This window comes from Microbacterium sp. (assembly GCF_026393345.1).
Classification (GTDB): domain Bacteria; phylum Actinomycetota; class Actinomycetes; order Actinomycetales; family Microbacteriaceae; genus Microbacterium.
This window is the reverse complement of the sequence record NZ_JAPLAI010000051.1, coordinates 37,609-54,252: the sequence shown is the minus strand read 5'-3', so window position 1 is coordinate 54,252 and position 16,644 is coordinate 37,609. Positions and strand designations below refer to the sequence as shown.

Sequence of the window (16,644 nt, the reverse complement as noted above, 5' to 3'; positions counted from 1 at the left end):
CGTCGTGGTGCTCGGTCATCCCACGCTCAGCCGCGAGGTCGCGGCGCTCCTCTCCCGTGACGACGTCGAGGTGTTCGCCGTGCGCGGTCCCGGCGAGCCGCTGAACCTCAACGGCGTGACCACCGCGGTCGACCGGATTACGGTCGCCGCCGGTGCCCCCGACCGCACGTGGCTCGGGGAGTGGATGCGGGCCTCGCAGGCCGCATCCGTCGACCTGTCCCCGCCCGCCCCCGACGCCGACGCTCTGGCGTCCGCGGTGCCGACCGAACGGCTCGGCGCCATCTCGGCCGAGCTCGGCGTCATCCGCGCACCGCTCGACCGGGAGACCCTCGTCGACGCCGTCTGGCGGGCGACCTGGCCGCACGACCGGCTCGTCTTCGGTTCGTCGCGGCTGGTGCGGGTGGCCGATCGGGTGCTCGGTGGCAAGAAGGTGCCGGTGCACGCGAACCGCGGCCTCGCCGGCATCGATGGCACCGTCGCCACCGGCATGGGGATCGCGCTCGCCAGCCAGGCCGGCGGCAAGCCCGGAGTCACCCGCGTGCTCCTCGGCGATCTCACGCTGCTGCACGACGTCGGGGCGCTGCTCCTTTCGAGCGCCGAGGCGGAGCCCCGCATCCAGGTCGTGGTCGGCAACGACGGCGGCGGAACGATCTTCGACGGTCTCGAGGTCGCGCAGATCGCCGGCGACGACGCCATGCGGCGCGTGCTGTACACGCCGCAGGAGGTGCGGCTGGAACAGCTCGCCCTCGCCTACGGCTGGGAGTACCACCGCATCACGACGCGCTCCGCGCTGGACCAGGCGCTGACGTCACCGGTCGGTGGCCGGCAGCTCATCGAGGTCCCGCTCCCGCGCTGAGCGGCTGGCTCGCCTGTCGCTTCTTGCGGTCGTGAGTCGCGCTGTGCGACAGGTGAGCGCGGGTGGGGCAGGTGCGCCCTCTGCTCGCCTGTCGCTTCTGCGGGGTCGCGTCGCAGTTCGCGACAGGGGAGCGCTCAGGCGAGGGCGTCGATGATCGGGCGGAACTTCACCCGGGTCTCGAGGAGCTCGGCCTCGGGGTCGCTGCCGGCAACGATCCCCGCACCGGCGTACGCGGTCAGCGGGATGCCGTCGGCCCCCGCCGCGCCGAACTGCGCGCACCGCAGCGCGATCGCCCATTCGCCGTCGCCGTGCGCATCGATCCAGCCCACGGGTCCCGCGTAGCGGCCCCGGTCGAAGTCCTCCAGCCGCCGGATCACGGCCATCGCCGCGGACGTCGGGGTGCCCGCTACCGCGGCTGTCGGATGCAGCGCCGCCACGAGATCGAGGGCCGAGGCCGCATCCGACAGCTCACCCTCCACGTCGGTCGCGAGATGCCACACGTTCGGCAGCTTCAGCGTGAACGGCGCCTCCTCGGCGGCGAGCACGCGGGTGTGCGGGGTGAGCGCGGACAGGACGCTCCGCACCGCGAACTGGTGCTCGTCCTGGTCCTTCGCGCTCGTGGCGAGGGCGGTGGACGCGGCGACGTCAGCATCCGGATCCGCGCCGCGCGCCGCGGTCCCCGCCAGCACGCGTGCGGTCACGGTGCCGCCGTGCACGGTCACGAGGGTTTCGGGGCTCGCCCCGATCAGCCCGTCGACGGCGAACGCCCACGTGTCGGGGTAGTCGGAGGCGAGCGCGCGGGCGAGTCGGCGGAGGTCAGACCCCGCGGGGATGTGGCCGACGACGTCGCGGGCCATGACGACCTTGCTGACCTCGCCGGCGGCGATCGCGGCGAGCGCCCCGCGCACCGCCTGCTGATAGCGCTCCGGGCTCTGCCGCCCGGGGCCGAGCGTCGCGGACCAGTGCGGACCGTACGGCTCGGAGGCCGGGGCGTCGTCCGGCCAGGGCTCGTCGTCGCGACGGATGCGGGTCACCCAGCCGCGGCCGTCGCGTCGGCCGACGATCCGGTCGGGCACGGTCACGGTGCTGGTCGCGGCGCCGCCGTCGAACGCGAGCGCTCCGAACCCGACGAGGCCGGTGCCGGGAAGCCCGACCGGGTCGTCGATCTCCGCGGTCGCAGCGAACGCCCGCCACCGCTCACCGAGTGACAGGTCGCCGAGAGGGCCCGACAGTTCGACGGTGTGGCGGGTGCCGGCGCCGACGAACCCGTCGCCGCGGCGCTGCCACACTAGGGGGCGGGCGGCGGCGGTGTGCAGCAGCAGATCCTCGACCGGATCGATCTCGCGGGTCTCAACCACCAGACGGGGGAGCGCGGGACCGGTCACCTCTCCAGCCTAGATCCCCGCGAGTGGGCGGTCGTGGCGGCCCCGCGCCGGGGCGAACCCGCCACACCCGCCCCCTCGCGCGCCGGAGGCGGCCTATGCTGGCGCGATGCCAGAGGCCACCGCATCCGTCTCCCGCCCCGCGCCGGGCACCCCGATCACGTTCCGGTGGCGCAAGTGGGACGGTGGGGTCCACTGGGTGCACGAGTGCGTCTACCTCGGCCGCGACGAGTACGGCGACTGGGTCGGCCAGCAGGCGGGATGGCGGAGTGTCCGCCCCGGCCGCGACGTCGTTGCCGAGGTGCCGAACGTGACGCTGGTGCCGCCGAGCGCCGACTTCGCCTGCACGGTGAACGAGGCCGGCCACCGGGTGCGGATCTACATCGATCTCGGGTGGGACGTGCGCTGGTCGGGCCCGCTCGAGATCACCGGGATCGACATGGACCTCGACGTCGTCAAGGCCCTCGACGGCCGGGGCCTGTGGATCGACGACCGCGACGAATGGGACGAGCACCGCGTCCACTACGGCTACCCCGACGACGTGCAGCGCCACCTCGAGGCGCTCGCCGAGGACCTGGAGCGCCGGGTGGCGGCGTCCGAGCCGCCCTTCGACGACGCCACCGCGGACGCGTGGCTCGCCCGTCTCGCCGACCTCGCCCGCTGATCCAGGCGCCGAGACGACATCCGTTCCGCGAGACCACATCGAATTGGATGTGGTTTGGGTGAACGGATGTGGTCTCGGCGGGGCACCCGCGGGGTGCACACGGGGATCGACGCGGAGCGAGCGGATGCGGCGACTCCCGCACCCAGGGGGAGCGCACAGGCGACACCGCCTAGGCTGATCGGGTGAGCGAGCCAACGAACCGCGCAGACCTCGGCAAGGACCCCGCCCGGGTGTCGGGCATGTTCGACCAGGTCGCCGCCGCCTACGACCGCACGAACACGGTCCTGAGCCTCGGCAACGACCGCCTCTGGCGCGTGGCCACCACGCGGGCCGTCGCGCCGCGACCGGGTCAGCGCATCCTCGACCTCGCCGCCGGCACGGGTGCGAGCTCCGTCGCCCTCGCGCATAGCGGGGCGGAGATCGTCGCGGCGGACTTCTCACCCGGCATGATCGCCGAGGGTGCCAAGCGCCATGGCGACATCCCGAACCTCACCTTCCGGCAGGCCGACGCGACAGCGCTCCCGTTCGAGGACGACGAGTTCGACACCGTCACCATCTCGTTCGGCCTACGCAACGTCAGCGATCCGCAGCAGGCGCTTCGCGAGATGCTGCGCGTCACCAAGCCCGGTGGCCGCCTCGTCGTGTGCGAGTTCTCGCACCCGCCACAGCCTCTGTTCAACCGGCTCTACCGGTTCTACAACGACCGCATCCTGCCGGTCGTCGCGCGGGGCGTCAGCTCCAACGCCGAGGCCTATGACTACCTCAACGAGTCGATCAAGGACTGGCCCGATCAGGCCACCCTGGCCGCTTGGCTCCGCGAGGCCGGATGGACCGATGTCGCGCACCGCGATCTCACCTTCGGCATCGTCGCCCTGCACCGCGCACGCAAGCCCGTAGCCTGAGCGCAAGCCCGACATCGAGCATCCTCCGCCCGGGTAGTCTGGACGCTGTGACCCGGAGCCCCTCTGCGCCTGATGCGCGCCTGTCGAGCCGGCTCGGCCTGACCGAGCGCGTGTTCGCCGGTCCTGCCTCCCGCCGGCTGCAGCACGCGGTCGATGACGGGATGGCCCGGGTCGAGGCCTACCTCGCCGACGAACTGCGCGCGACCGACGACATCGCGGATGCGGCCGGCCGCTACCTGTTCGAAGCGGGCGGCAAGCGGGTGCGTCCGATGCTGAGTCTCTTGACGGCACAGCTGGGCGACGGCGCGACCGACGAGGTCATCGCCGGTGCCGCCGCTCTCGAGCTCACCCACCTCGGTTCGCTGTACCACGATGACGTCATGGACGGTGCGGACCTGCGCCGCGGAGTCCCCGCCGCGCACGCGGTGTGGGGGAACAGCGTGGCGATCCTCACCGGCGACCTGCTGTTCTCGCGGGCGAGCCAGATCATGTCGGGCCTCGGCGAGGGCGCCATGCGGCTGCAGGCCAACACCTTCGAGCGCCTCGTGCTCGGCCAGATGCACGAGACCGTAGGCCCCGCCGAGGGGACTGACCGCGTCGCGTTCTACCTGCAGGTGCTCGCCGACAAGACCGGCTCGCTCATCGCTGCGGCCGCCGAAGCCGGCGTCATCTTCTCGAACGCGTCCCACGACTACCGCGACCCGCTGCTCACCTTCGGCGAGAAGACCGGGGTCGCCTTCCAGCTGCTCGACGACGTGATCGACCTCAGCGCCGACCCGGACGAGACGGGTAAGGTCCCCGGCACCGACCTGCGCGCGGGAGTGCCGACCATGCCGTACCTGCTGCTGGCGGAGCGCACGGACACCGCATCCGTCGGCCTCCTCGCCCGCATCGACGACGGTGTCGCCCGCATCGCTGACGGCGCGGACGCCTCTCTGCTGGACGGGCCACTCGGGGAGCTGCGTGAGCACGCCGCCACCGACCAGACCCGGGAACTCGCGCACGACTGGTCTCGTCAGGCCGTCGACGCGCTCGCCCCGCTGCCGCGCGGTGCGGTGAAGGAGGCGCTCACGCGCTTCTCCGAAGCCGTCGCCGACCGCAGCAGCTGACCTCGACGAGCCGCCGCCCGCCCCCGTGCGCGGGCCGGCGGCATCCATGAAAGGACCACCCATGACCAAGCTCCGGCTGGCCATCGTCGGCGCAGGACCCGCGGGGATCTATGCGGCCGACATCCTGCTGAAGACCGAGCGGTCGTTCGACGTGTCGATCGACCTGTTCGAGCAGCTCCCCGCTCCCTACGGCCTCGTCCGGTACGGCGTCGCCCCCGACCATCCCCGCATCAAGGGCGTCATCACGGCGCTGCGCGAGGTGCTCGACCGCGGTGACATCCGTATCTTCGGCAACGTGCGTTACGGCGAGGACATCACCCTCGCCGACCTGAAGAAGCACTACCACGCCGTCATCTTCGCCACCGGCGCGATCCGCGACGCCGACCTCGCGATCCCCGGCATCGATGCCGTGGGTTCGTTCGGCGCCGCCGACTTCGTCAGCTGGTTCGACGGTCACCCCGACGTTCCCCGCGAGTGGGACCTGGATGCGGAATCGGTCGCCGTCATCGGTAACGGCAACGTCGCGCTCGACGTGTCCCGCATCCTCGCCAAGCACGCCATCGACCTGCTGCCCACCGAGATCCCGGACAACGTCTACGAGGGCCTGCAGGCCTCGAAGGTCACCGATGTGCACGTCTTCGGCCGTCGCGGTCCTGCCCAGGTGAAGTTCACCCCGCTCGAACTGCGCGAACTCGGCGAGCTGCGCGATGTCGACATGGTCGTCTACGACGAGGACTTCGACTACGACGAGGCGTCGCTCGACGCGATCGCCAGCAACAAGCAGGTCAAGGTCATCGACCGCATCCTGCAGCAGTGGCGCACCCGCCCGAGCGTCAACAACGCCGGGGGAGAGGCCTCCCGCCGCCTGCACCTGCACTTCTGGGCGAAGCCCCTCGAGATCACGAGGGACAACGACGGCCGCGTCTCGGGCATCGTGTATGAGCGCACCCGGCCCGATGGGCAGGGCGGCGTCGCCGGCACCGGCGAAGTACGCACCGTCCCGATCCAGCAGCTGTACCGTGCCGTCGGCTACTTCGGCTCGCCGCTGCCGGAGATCCCGTTCGACGAGAAGCACGGCGTGATCCCGAACCACGAGGGCCAGGTGCTGCACCCGGACTCCAACGAGCGGGTGCCCGGCGTCTACGCCACCGGCTGGATCAAGCGGGGACCGGTGGGCCTGATCGGCCACACCAAGTCCGATGCGATGGAGACCATCCAGCACCTGGTCAACGACCAGGGCTCGTGGTGGCGTCCCGAGGACCCCTCGGATGAGGCCATGCCGGCGCTGCTCGCCGAGCGCGGTGTCGCCTGGACCGACCTCGACGGCTGGCACCGCCTGGACGAGCACGAGGTCGCCCTCGGTGCGCCGCACGAGCGCGCCCGGGTCAAGGTCGTGCCGCGGGACGAGATGGTGAAGATCTCGCGCGGCGAGTGAGCCTCGCCTCCTGGGCCTAGGATCATATACGATCCAACGGAAGAGGCGTATGCGTGACAGGTTGACGCCGGGGCTGCTCGCGGCCCTCGGATTCCTCGCGGGGGTCGCCCCGCTGGCCACCGACATGTACCTGCCGTCGTTCACCGACATCTCCGGCGAGTTCGACGCGCCCGCATCCACGGTGCAGCTGACACTCACCGCATTCCTCGTCGGCATCTGCGTCGGTCAGCTGTTCCTCGGCCCGTTGTCGGACCGGCTCGGGCGCCGCACGGTTCTGCTGGCAGCGCTGAGCGTGTTCGCCGCAGCCGGGATCGCCGTGACGTTCTCGGTGAGCATCGAGAGGTTCATCCTGCTGCGGGTGGTGCAGGGCTTCGCCGGGGCGGCGGGCGTCGTCGTCGCCCGCGCGATCGCCGCCGACCTCAGCACCGGGCAGACCGCCGTCCGCGCGCTGAGCCTCATCGCGATGGTCGGCGCGCTGGGGCCGCTGATCGCACCGCCGATCGGCGGTGTCGTCGCATCGTTCGCCGGATGGCGGGGCGTGCTGGGGCTGCTCGCCGCAGTGTCGGTCGCGATGCTGCTCGTGGTCCTGCTCGTCGTGCCCGAGTCCCTCCCGCCGGAGGCCCGGCACGCTGGCGGGGTGGTGTCATCGTTCGCCGCATTCGGGCGGCTCCTCCGAGACGGCGCGTACGTGTTCTACGTCGTTGCCTTCGCTTCCGCGTTCGCCGCGATGCTCGCCTACATCTCCGCCTCGCCGTTCGTCGGCCAGCGCATCCTCGGCATGACCCCGGTGGTGTACGCGCTGAGCTTCGGCGCGGGTGGCGCCGCCCTGGCGCTCGCGAACCTCACGAACTCCCGCATCGCGCCCCGCGTCGGATCCCGCCGGATGCTGCGGGTCGGGCTCTTGCTGTCCTCCGTGTCCACGCTCGCGCTCACCGCCCTCACCGTCACCGAGACGCTGAGCATCGCGTCGTTCATCGCCTGCGCGTTCGTCCTCACCGCCGGCACCGGGTTCATGATGTCGAACGCGAGTGCCCTCGGGCTTGCCCGCGCCGATGCGACCCGCGGCGCCGGCTCCGCGCTCCTCGGCTCGACCCAGTTCCTCGTCGGCGCCATCGCGTCACCCATCGTGGGACTCTGGGGCGAGCACACCGCGGTCCCGATGGCGCTCGTCGCCCTGGTGTGCGTCGCCATCGCCGGCGTGGCCGCCACCCTCGCGGTGCGGCTCGACCGGTCGGCGCGGGACTGACGCCCCGGATGCGGTCGCGCGCAGCGGCCCCGGATCAATAGGCTGAGGCTGTGGGCGACGACTGGGGACCCGACATCCTGGGGCGAGGATTCTCGCAACGGACGCTTCCCCTCGCCGCCGACAACGAGGGTGACGTGGTCGCAACGCTGGTGCGGCACCTGCCCGACCCGATCCCGGCCCTCACGGGTCCGCTCCGTGACGCCGACGTCCTGTACGTGCACGGCTGGTCGGACTACTTCTTCCAGCGCGACGAGGCAGAGCTCTGGGCGGACCTCGGTGCGCGGTTCTACGCGCTCGACCTGCGCAAGTACGGTCGGAGCCTCCGCCCGGGGCAGACGCCCGGCTACGTCACCGACCTCCCCGTGTACGACGAAGACATCGCCGCCGCCCTGAAGGCGATGGGGAGGGATGCGGCATCCTCGCGCCGCCGCCGCCTCATCCTCGTCGGTCACTCCACCGGCGGACTCACGCTGACGCTCTGGGCGGCGCGTCATCCCGGCGTCGCAAGCGCGCTCGTGCTCAACAGCCCGTGGCTCGAACTGCAGACCGGCTCGTGGGGGCGACAGGCGATCGCGCCGCTCGTGGGCGTTCGGGCGAAATACGACCCACTCGGCACGCACCCGGTCGTCGACCTCGGCTTCTACACGCGGGCGCAGCGAGAACTCGGTACGCTGCCCGACGCGCCCGAGGGCTGGCGCCCGGAACGCGGTTTCGCGACCCACCCGGGTTGGCTGAACGCGGTGATCGAGGGGCACGCGATCATCGCTCGCGGCGTGGAAGTCGCGTGCCCCGCACTCGTGCTGCTGTCGACCCGCTCCACCCCTCCGGTGCGATGGGTTCCCGGCATGATCTCGAGCGACTCCGTGCTCGTCGTCGACGACATCGCCCGCGCCGCGCTGAAGATCGGCCGGCTGGTCACGGTCGCGCGCATCGACGGCGCCATCCACGACGTGTTCCTCTCGGCGGCCGGCCCCCGTGCGCTCGCCCTCCGGTTGCTGCGCGACTGGGTCACCGGCCTGCAGCATTGAGCCGCCCGCATCCGGGGCGCATCGATGAGACGGTCGTCAGCCCGTGATTCACGCGCGGACGGTGGGCCACCCGGGAACGTGCGAGAACTCAATCAGGCGCTGGATGAGCTGGAGGACTGATGTCACGCGGGCGGTTGCGCGTGCTGCTGGGGGCTGCGCCCGGCGTCGGCAAGACGTGCTCGATGCTGGAGGAGGGCGCACGCCTGGCCGCCGAGGGCACCGACGTCGTGATCGCGGTGGTGGAAACCCACGGCCGCGCTGCTACCGCCGCCATGACTCAGGACCTGGAGACCATCCCGCGTCGCGAGACCACTCACCGCGGCGTGCGGCTGGACGAGATGGACCTCGACGCCGTGATCGCACGGCGGCCCGCCGTCGCCCTCGTCGACGAACTCGCGCACACGAACGTCCCCGGATCGGCGAACGAGAAGCGGTGGCAGGACGTCGAGGCGCTCCTGGATGCCGGGATCGACGTCATCTCCACCGTCAACGTGCAGCACATCGAGTCGCTCAACGACGTCGTCCAGCAGATCACCGGGGTGGCACAGCAGGAGACGGTGCCGGATGCGGTCGTGCGCGCGGCGGAACAGCTCGAGGTGGTGGACCTCGCTGCCGAGGCACTGCGCGACCGGCTCTCCGGTGGCCACGTCTATCCCGCGGAGCGGATCGATGCGGCGCTGAGCAACTACTTCCGCCTCGGTAATCTCACCGCGCTCCGCGAACTCGCACTGCTGTGGCTGGCGGACGAGGTGGACAGCGCCCTGAACGTCTACCGCGCGCAGCACGGCATCCGGACCGCATGGCAGACGCGGGAGCGCGTCGTCGTCGCACTCACCGGCGGTCCGGAAGGACAGACCCTTTTGCGCCGCGGCGCCCGGATCGCCGCCCGCGTCGCCGGTGGCGAGCTGCTCGCCGTCCACGTGACGAGCCAGGACGGCCTCCGTTCGGCCGCCCCCGGCGCCCTCGCCCGCCAGCGCGCGCTCGTCGAGTCGCTCGGCGGCACGTACCACCAGGTCGTCGGCGAGGATGTGCCCCGCGCGCTCGTCGAGTTCGCCCGGTCGGTGAACGCGACCCAGCTCGTCATCGGGGTCAGCCGCCGTGGGTGGCTGTCGGCGGCGTTCACGGGTCCCGGCATCGGTGCGACCGTCATCCGCGAATCCGGCGACATCGACGTGCACATCGTCACGCACGCTGCGGCGGGGAACCGCTTCGAACTGCCCCGGTTGCGCGGTGGGGCACTGAGCCTCAAACGCCGCATCCTCGGTTTCGTCGTCGCCGTCGTCGGCGGCCCGCTGCTCTCCTGGTTGCTGTTCGTCGTCAGCGGCGACGATGCGATCACCGCCGACGTGCTCGCCTACCAGCTGCTCGTCGTCGTCGTCGCCCTGGTCGGCGGCATCTGGCCGGCGCTGTTCGCCGCCGTCCTCTCCGGGATCACCCTCGACTTCCTTTTCGCGCAGCCGCTGTTCACCTTCACGGTCGCCGACCCCGAGCATGCGTTCTCGCTGCTCCTCTACGTCGTCATCGCGATCCTCGTCAGCTGGATCGTGGACCAGGCGGCGCGCCGCACCCGGCTGGCGCGGCGCGCGGCGGCCGAGTCCGAACTGCTCGCCACCGTGGCGGGGAGCGTCGTGCGGGGCGAGAGCGCCGTGACGGCGCTCGTCGGCAGGACGCGCGAGGCGTTCCGTCTCGCCGGGGTGCGGCTGGTCGCCCAGGACGGCACCGTCATCGCGACCGACGGGGAACCGGTGCCGGGATCCCCGTCGCTCGACTTCGTCGTCGGCGACCCGGAGCCGCGGGCCACGCTGGAACTCCACGGCGTCCCCGCAGGCAGTCTGGACGCGTCGGAACGTCGGGTGATCGACGCCATCCTCGCGCAGCTCAGCGACGCCCTCGAGCATTCGGATCTCACCGAGACCGCGAGGGAGGCCGGCGTCCTCGCGGAGACCGACCAGGTGCGCAGTGCGCTCCTCTCCGCCGTCAGCCACGACCTCCGCCGGCCGCTCGCCGCCGCGGTCGCCGCCGTCGGGGGGCTCCGCGCCGCGGGGCCGTCACTGTCGACCGCCGATCAGGCCGAACTGCTCGCCACCGCGGACGAGAGTCTTCGGCAGCTCTCGACGCTCGTCACAGATCTGCTCGACGTCAGTCGCGTCCAGGCCGGGGTGCTCGCGGTCTCGCTCACTGCAGTGGACGCGGCCGGCATCGTGGCCGACAGCATCGAAGAACTCGCGCTCGGGCCCGACGAGGTCGAACTCGCGCTCGACCCGGACCTCTCCGCCGTCCGCGCCGACCGCGTCCTGCTGCAGCGAGTGCTCGTGAATCTCCTCGCCAACGCCCGTCGCTACACCCCGCCCGGTAGCCGGCTGCGGATCAGCACGAGCGCGTTCGGCGACCGGGCGCAGATCCGCATCATCGATCACGGCGTCGGGGTGGTCGCGGACCGGCAGGAGGAGATCTTCGCGCCCTTCCAACGGCTCGGCGACGTCGACAACACGACGGGGCTCGGGCTCGGTCTGGCGCTGTCGAAGGGGTTCACCGAGGGGATGAGTGGCACGCTGGTCCCCGAGGACACCCCGGGAGGAGGGCTCACCATGGTCGTCTCGTTGCCGTTGGCGGTGCCCGAGGATGATTCTGCGGGGAGGGAGGCATGAGGATCCTCGTCGCGGACGACGACCCGCAGCTCGTCCGCGCGCTGCGTGTGACCCTGGCCGCCCGCGGCTACGAGGTCATCGCCGCATCCGACGGGGCGGCCGCCGTCGCGCTGGCCGCACAGTCCCCGCCCGACCTCGTGCTGCTCGACCTCGGCATGCCACACCTCGACGGCGTCGAGGTCATCCACGCGCTCCGCGGCTGGATGACCGCGCCGATCATCGTCGTCTCGGGGCGCACCGCCTCGGCGGACAAGATCGAGGCGCTGGATGCGGGAGCCGATGACTACGTCACGAAACCGTTCCAGATCGACGAGCTGTTCGCCCGCATCCGAGCTCTGGTGCGCCGGATCGGCACGCCGGAGAACGCCCCCGCTGTTTCGTTCGGTGACGTCGTCGTCGACCTCAGTGCGAAGGCCGTGTTCCGCTCGGGGGAGCGCGTGCACCTGACCCCGACCGAGTGGCGGATGCTGGAGTTCCTGGCGCGGAACCCCGGCGCGCTCGTCACCCGGCAGACGCTGCTGAAGGAGATCTGGGGCAGCGAACAGGTGGCCGACTCCGGCTATCTGCGGCTGTACGTGTCGCAGCTGCGGAAGAAGCTCGAGGCCGACCCGTCCCGTCCGCGGCATCTGCTCACCGAGTCGGGCATGGGGTACCGGCTGGTGATCGCGCCGGACGACGCGTGATCGGCTCGCCGCCCCGTCGCCCGCGCTGCGAAGTTCGCAGAATTGCACGAACTTCGCAGGATGTACGCCAAAAGCTGCGAACTTCGCGCGATTCTGCGAAGTTCGGGATGCAGCGCGGGAGCGTCAGCGGTAGTTGATGAACTGCAGGTCGACGTCGAGGTCGGCGGCCTTCAGCAGGCGGATGACCTCCTGCAGGTCGTCGCGGTTCTTCGACTGCACCCTAAGTTCGTCGCCCTGGATCTGCGACTTGACCGACTTGGGGCCCTCGTCGCGGATGATCTTGCCGATCTTCTTCGCGTTCTCCTGCGAGATGCCCTCTTTGAGGGTCGACGTCAGGCGGTACTCCTTTCCGCTGGCCGTCGGCTCGCCGGACTCCAGACTCTTCAGCGAGATGCCCCGCTTGATCAGCTTCGTCTGGAAGACGTCGAGCACGGCGTTGACGCGGTCCTCGCTGTTCGCCTTGATGACGATCGACTCGCCGCTCCACTCGATGGACGCGCCGGTGCCCTTGAAGTCGTACCGCTGCTCGACCTCCTTGCGGGCCTGCTGCAGGGCGTTGTCCGCCTCCTGCCGATCGATCTTCGAGACGATGTCAAAAGAGCTGTCAGCCATGCGCCGATTCTAACCGGGGCCGGTCATCTGCGCCGGAGTGGGTGTCGAGCAGCTCCATTGCCGCCATCGCGGCGTTGTGGCCGCCGATGCCGCTCACGGCACCGCCGCGCTGCGCACCCGAGCCGCACAGCAGCACGCGCGGATGCAGCGTTGCGACGCCCCAGCGCTGGGCGGGGGTGTCGAGCGGCGCATCGTCGTCGGCCCACGGCCAGGACAGTGCGCCGTGGAAGATGTCGCCACCCACCATGCCGAGGGAGTCCTCGAGATCGGCCGTCGTGCGCGCCTCGATGCAGGGGCTACCGTCGGGCGCCTCGTACAGGACGTCGGCGATCGGTTCGGCGAGCACCGCGTCGAGCGATCGCTGCGCCGCCGCCAGCAGCGCGTCGCGGTCGACCCGGCCGTCCGCGACGAGGCGGTGCGGCACGTGCAGGCCGAACAGGGTCAGCGTCTGCGCCCCGCTCTCCCGCAGCTCCGGCCCGAGGATCGACGGGTCGGTGAGGGAATGGCAGTAGATCTCCGCCGGCAGCGGGTCCGGGATGCTGCCGGTCGACGCCGCGGCATGGGCGGACTCCAGTTGGCTCAGGGTCTCGTTGACATGGAACGTGCCGGCGAACGCGGCCTCCGGCGACACGGACGTGTCGTGGAGGCGCGGCAGGCGCCGGAGGAGCATGTTCACCTTGAGTTGTGCGCCCTCAGGGATCGCCGCATCCGTCCCCGCGCCTCCGCCCGCCGCGAGGAGCCGGTCGAGGACCGCCGGGCCCACACCGGACAGCACGAGCCGGGCGCCGACCGTCTCGCCGCCCTCGAGAAGGACCTCGCCGTCGGGTGAGATCGCCGTCACCGTCGCACCCGTGCGGATCTCCGCCCCGGCGGCACGGGCTGCCTTCTCGAGCGCACCGCTGACCTGCCCCATGCCTCCCACGGGCACGTCCCAGTCTCCGGTGCCGCCGCCGATCACGTGGTACAGGAAGCACCGGTTCTGGCGCAGGCTGTCCTCGTCGGCGGAAGCGAACGTGCCGATGAGTCCGTCGGTGAGCGCGATGCCGCGGACGATGTCGCTGTCGAGCGAGGCGCGCAGGAGCTCCCCGAGCGGGCGGGCGGTCACGGCATCGAACAGATCGTCGTCCCCGATCGCCGCGCGCACCTCCTTCTCCCGTCGGAGCGGGTCCGTCACCGTGGGGAAGAGGGTCTGCGCGAGCGGGGCGAGTCGTTCGTAGAACGCCGCGAACCGCGCGGCCTCGTCCGTCGACCCGGTGACACGCGCGAAGCTTGCGACGGTGGCGCTGTCATCGCCGCGGTCGACGAGGATGCCGCGTCCGGGATCGGCCGGTGACGGGGTGTACGACGAGTAGCGGCGGCGCTTCAGTGTGATGTCGAGCCCCAGATCGCGGATGACGCGCTCCGGCAGCAGGCTCACGAGGTACGAGTAGCGCGACAGGCGTGCGTCGACGCCCGCCCAGGGTCGTTCGGAGACCGCAGCGCCGCCGACGTGGTCGAGCCGCTCGATCACCGTGACGGTGTGCCCGGCGCGGGCGAGGTAAGCGGCGGCGACGAGGGTGTTGTGTCCGCCGCCGACGATGGCGACGTCCCAGGTGCTGGTCATGCGGACACGTTACCGAGGGGGGCGAACGGTGCATCGCCGCCCGGCCGCCCGCGGAGGAGTTGCCTTGGGTGGGCTACGGGTTCTTAGACTGTGCGGATGCGTCCCCTCACCGAGCACGAGATCCGTGACTGTCTCGTCAACGTCGACGAGGCGGAGCGGCAGCAGGTGGGGCTTCCGCACGACTACCTGCTCCTGGACTGGGACCACCTCGATTTCCTCGCGTGGCGAGACCCCCGCTTCCGCAGTCGTGCATACCTGATCGCGGAGCAGGGCGATCGCACCGTCGGCATCGCCCTCCGTGCGGCGGACGGAGCGAGCAGCGCGCGCTCCGCGGTATGCAACATCTGCCACACCATGCAGCCGGGTGACCACGTGACGCTGTTCACCGCGCGCAAGCCCGCACCGGCCGAGACCAGTATCGGCACCTACATGTGTGCCGACCTGTCGTGCCACGAGAACGTGAGGCTCGCCGCGCCCCTCGCACCGGGCGAGATCCGGGGGAGCGTTGACCGTCGCATCGACGGCACCACGCATCGTGCGGAGGGTTTCCTCGCGCGCGTCATCGAACTGTAGGGGGACACCGTGGGCGAAACCGGCCGAGTGGTCGTGATCGGCGACGCGTTGATCGACGAGCTGCGTGACGACACCGGCGTGCGCGAATTCGTCGGCGGCGCCGCCCTCAACGTCGCCGTGGGACTCTCCCGGCTCGGGCTGCCCACGAGCCTCATCGCGATGGTGGGGGACGACGAGGCCGGCGCCCACATCCGCACCTACCTCGACGACTACGGCGTCGACCTCGTCGCTACCCCATCGCCGCTTGGCAGCTCGCGCGCCGTGAGCACTCGGGTGAACGGCGAGCCGGTGTACGAGTTCAACGCGGCGGCATGGGATCGCCGCATCCGGTTCGGCGAGGACGAGGTGCGTGCCATCCGTACCGCCGCGATCGTCGTCGTCACGTGCTTCCCCTTCGACGACGCGGAGCAGACCGCCGAGCTGGCCGCGGCGCTGGCGGGTGCCCCCGGGCGTCTCGCGGTCGACCCGAATCCGCGGACCGGGATGCTGCACGACCGTGCTCGCTTCGTCGACGGCTTCGAGCGGGTCGCCGCGCTCGCCGACCTGGTGAAGGTCGGCGACGACGACGCGGAGCTTCTGTACGGCGAATCCCTGGATGCGGTGGCCGCGCGTCTGCGCGACGGAGGCGCGTCCGCGGTCCTCGCCACCCGCGGTGCGGCGGGTGCGACGGTGCTCGCTGAGGGCGTCGAGGTGCAGCGCCCGATCGCGGATGCTCCCGGTCCGGTCGTCGACACGATGGGTGCCGGCGATGCCGTGCTCTCGTCCGCGGTCGCTTCGCTGCTTCCGGGAAGGCCGGTCTCCGCGGAGGGGTGGGAGCAGCTCCTGGCCACCGCCATGGAGGTCGCCGCCGCCACCTGCCGGTTCGAAGGAGCGCTGCTGCGGCTGCCCTCCGCGCTGACAGGTCTCGACGACGGACGCACCGGCAGCTGAGTGGATTTCAGTCGACGCTCGCGCGTGGGTAATATAGGTACTCGCGCCTCCGGTCGACTGTACAAGCTGGGCGGGTGCGCCTTGGCAGGTTACCCAAGCGGCCAAAGGGATCTGACTGTAAATCAGACTGCATCGCATTCGGGGGTTCGAATCCCTCACCTGCCACCGAACGAGGAAGGCCCCCGCATCGCGGGGGCCTTCCTCGTTTCTCACGCGCGCGGGCGTCACCGGGGACTCTGAGCTGCTTCACGACGCGGTGCCCACGTTCGCCCGTCGCACCGTGCGGGTATGGCGGCGTCGCATTGGGTATTTGCGACGGGCGAAGTGATCGCGTAGCGACCGGCGACGGTCGCGGTGCTCAGTCGCCGAGGACCGCGACCACGTCGGCCTGCACGAGCAGCCCGCGGTCGAGGTCGGCATGCTGCACGTGCCGGGCCGGGCGCGACGCCGGGTCCGGGAACATCGCGAGCCATTCCCGGTTCAGCGCGTCGCGGTCGCGGAAGTCCGCGAGCCACACCGTCATCTTCATGACGTCGTCCGTTGTGCCGCCCACCGCGGCCATGAGCGCGCGGACGTGGCCGAAGATGTGCGTGACCTGCTCGTCGAGCGTGGCCGGCAGCTCGCCGGTCTGCGGGTCGCGGCCGGTGAAGGCCCCGGAGAAGACGAACGGCCCCTTCCTGCTCGCCGCGGGAATCGGATTCGCGTGCCCGAAACCGGGCAGGTCGATCGATTCACGTGACGCCATCAGGATGCCTTTCCGCCCGTCCACTGCGCGAGATAGGCCTTACCGTAGTCGTTCCCGTTCGGCAGCCGGAGACACGTGTGCACGTGGAAGCGCGCCGGTAGCTTGTTCGACAGCCACACGCCCGCGTGGTTGTCGAGCTCGGCGAGCACGACCGGGGACTGGATGCGGAAGTACACCGGCTGCGATCCGTCGGTGGCGCCGTACCAGGAGAACCACGTCTCGCCGAGG

The 16,644-nt window shown here is 71.1% G+C and carries 15 protein-coding genes, 1 tRNA gene and 1 pseudogene; 12 read left to right on the top strand and 5 right to left on the bottom strand.

Going from position 1 to position 16,644, the window contains the following annotated elements; genetic code table 11:
• Positions 1-856: pseudogene (locus tag NT132_RS09940) on the top strand (2-succinyl-5-enolpyruvyl-6-hydroxy-3-cyclohexene-1-carboxylate synthase); the annotation flags it as partial.
• Between the two features lie 134 nt (positions 857-990).
• On the opposite strand, the gene NT132_RS09935 reads toward NT132_RS09940, so the two are convergent.
• The gene (locus tag NT132_RS09935; protein ID WP_297787947.1) at positions 991-2,241 is read right to left on the bottom strand and encodes an isochorismate synthase MenF; all 1,251 of its coding nucleotides are present in this window, start codon (positions 2,239-2,241) and stop codon (positions 991-993) included.
• Between the two features lie 106 nt (positions 2,242-2,347).
• On the opposite strand from NT132_RS09935, the gene NT132_RS09930 reads away from it, so the two are divergent.
• The 8 genes from NT132_RS09930 (at position 2,348) to NT132_RS09895 (ending at position 11,953) form a co-directional block, all read left to right on the top strand.
• A complete protein-coding gene (locus tag NT132_RS09930; RefSeq protein WP_297787945.1) occupies positions 2,348-2,902 on the top strand; it encodes a hypothetical protein in 555 nt (184 codons plus the stop codon).
• Between the two features lie 182 nt (positions 2,903-3,084).
• Positions 3,085-3,804 (top strand): demethylmenaquinone methyltransferase, encoded by a 720-nt coding sequence (locus tag NT132_RS09925; RefSeq protein ID WP_297787942.1) that lies wholly within the window; start codon positions 3,085-3,087, stop codon positions 3,802-3,804.
• A gap of 47 nt (positions 3,805-3,851) precedes the next feature.
• Complete coding sequence (locus NT132_RS09920; protein ID WP_297787941.1) at positions 3,852-4,913, top strand: polyprenyl synthetase family protein; 1,062 nt, start codon at positions 3,852-3,854, stop codon at positions 4,911-4,913.
• Positions 4,914-4,974: 61 nt separating this feature from the next.
• Entirely contained in the window at positions 4,975-6,348 is a 1,374-nt protein-coding gene (locus NT132_RS09915) for an FAD-dependent oxidoreductase (RefSeq protein ID WP_297787939.1), read from the top strand.
• Positions 6,349-6,397: 49 nt separating this feature from the next.
• Positions 6,398-7,594 carry a multidrug effflux MFS transporter gene (locus NT132_RS09910; protein ID WP_297787937.1) on the top strand — a complete coding sequence of 399 codons (1,197 nt, stop codon included), beginning with the start codon at positions 6,398-6,400 and terminating at the stop codon, positions 7,592-7,594.
• A gap of 50 nt (positions 7,595-7,644) precedes the next feature.
• Positions 7,645-8,622 carry an alpha/beta hydrolase gene (locus NT132_RS09905; protein ID WP_297787934.1) on the top strand — a complete coding sequence of 326 codons (978 nt, stop codon included), beginning with the start codon at positions 7,645-7,647 and terminating at the stop codon, positions 8,620-8,622.
• A 119-nt stretch (positions 8,623-8,741) separates the two neighbouring features.
• Complete coding sequence (locus NT132_RS09900) at positions 8,742-11,270, top strand: DUF4118 domain-containing protein (RefSeq protein WP_297787931.1); 2,529 nt, start codon at positions 8,742-8,744, stop codon at positions 11,268-11,270.
• A complete protein-coding gene (locus NT132_RS09895; protein WP_297787929.1) occupies positions 11,267-11,953 on the top strand; it encodes a response regulator in 687 nt (228 codons plus the stop codon). Before NT132_RS09900 ends, NT132_RS09895 begins: the two co-directional genes overlap by 4 nt.
• A 123-nt stretch (positions 11,954-12,076) precedes the next feature.
• On the opposite strand, the gene NT132_RS09890 is transcribed toward NT132_RS09895, so the two are convergent.
• Together NT132_RS09890 and NT132_RS09885 are read right to left on the bottom strand one after the other, a co-directional pair.
• A complete protein-coding gene (locus tag NT132_RS09890; RefSeq protein WP_297787927.1) occupies positions 12,077-12,565 on the bottom strand; it encodes a YajQ family cyclic di-GMP-binding protein in 489 nt (162 codons plus the stop codon).
• Positions 12,558-14,168 (bottom strand): NAD(P)/FAD-dependent oxidoreductase, encoded by a 1,611-nt coding sequence (locus NT132_RS09885; protein ID WP_297787926.1) that lies wholly within the window; start codon positions 14,166-14,168, stop codon positions 12,558-12,560. Before NT132_RS09885 ends, NT132_RS09890 begins: the two co-directional genes overlap by 8 nt.
• 96 nt (positions 14,169-14,264) lie before the next feature.
• Between NT132_RS09885 and NT132_RS09880 the strand changes: the two genes are divergently transcribed.
• The 3 genes from NT132_RS09880 to NT132_RS09870 all read left to right on the top strand — a co-directional run bounded on the left by NT132_RS09880 (position 14,265) and on the right by NT132_RS09870 (position 15,836).
• The gene (locus NT132_RS09880; protein ID WP_297787924.1) at positions 14,265-14,741 is read left to right on the top strand and encodes an FBP domain-containing protein; all 477 of its coding nucleotides are present in this window, start codon (positions 14,265-14,267) and stop codon (positions 14,739-14,741) included.
• Between the two features lie 9 nt (positions 14,742-14,750).
• Complete coding sequence (locus NT132_RS09875; protein ID WP_297787922.1) at positions 14,751-15,671, top strand: PfkB family carbohydrate kinase; 921 nt, start codon at positions 14,751-14,753, stop codon at positions 15,669-15,671.
• 83 nt (positions 15,672-15,754) lie between these two features.
• Positions 15,755-15,836 (top strand) — tRNA-Tyr (locus NT132_RS09870).
• 193 nt (positions 15,837-16,029) lie between these two features.
• On the opposite strand, the gene NT132_RS09865 is transcribed toward NT132_RS09870, so the two are convergent.
• Both NT132_RS09865 and NT132_RS09860 read right to left on the bottom strand, forming a co-directional pair.
• Entirely contained in the window at positions 16,030-16,416 is a 387-nt protein-coding gene (locus NT132_RS09865) for a RidA family protein (RefSeq protein ID WP_297787919.1), read from the bottom strand.
• The coding region (locus tag NT132_RS09860; RefSeq protein ID WP_297787917.1) for a DUF3500 domain-containing protein at positions 16,416-16,644 on the bottom strand (229 nt) is incomplete at its 5' end. The genes NT132_RS09860 and NT132_RS09865, both read right to left, overlap by 1 nt.

Excerpts from the sequence above, each read along its gene's own strand:
- NT132_RS09930 (WP_297787945.1), top strand. The coding sequence starts at position 2,348 with ATGCCAGAGGCCACCGCATCCGTCTCCCGCCCCGCGCCGGGCACCCCG.
- NT132_RS09915 (WP_297787939.1), top strand. The coding sequence starts at position 4,975 with ATGACCAAGCTCCGGCTGGCCATCGTCGGCGCAGGACCCGCGGGGATC.
- NT132_RS09910 (WP_297787937.1), top strand. The coding sequence starts at position 6,398 with ATGCGTGACAGGTTGACGCCGGGGCTGCTCGCGGCCCTCGGATTCCTC.
- NT132_RS09900 (WP_297787931.1), top strand. The coding sequence starts at position 8,742 with ATGTCACGCGGGCGGTTGCGCGTGCTGCTGGGGGCTGCGCCCGGCGTC.
- NT132_RS09895 (WP_297787929.1), top strand. The coding sequence starts at position 11,267 with ATGAGGATCCTCGTCGCGGACGACGACCCGCAGCTCGTCCGCGCGCTG.
- NT132_RS09890 (WP_297787927.1), bottom strand. The coding sequence starts at position 12,565 with ATGGCTGACAGCTCTTTTGACATCGTCTCGAAGATCGATCGGCAGGAG.
- NT132_RS09885 (WP_297787926.1), bottom strand. The coding sequence starts at position 14,168 with ATGACCAGCACCTGGGACGTCGCCATCGTCGGCGGCGGACACAACACC.
- NT132_RS09880 (WP_297787924.1), top strand. The coding sequence starts at position 14,265 with ATGCGTCCCCTCACCGAGCACGAGATCCGTGACTGTCTCGTCAACGTC.
- NT132_RS09865 (WP_297787919.1), bottom strand. The coding sequence starts at position 16,416 with ATGGCGTCACGTGAATCGATCGACCTGCCCGGTTTCGGGCACGCGAAT.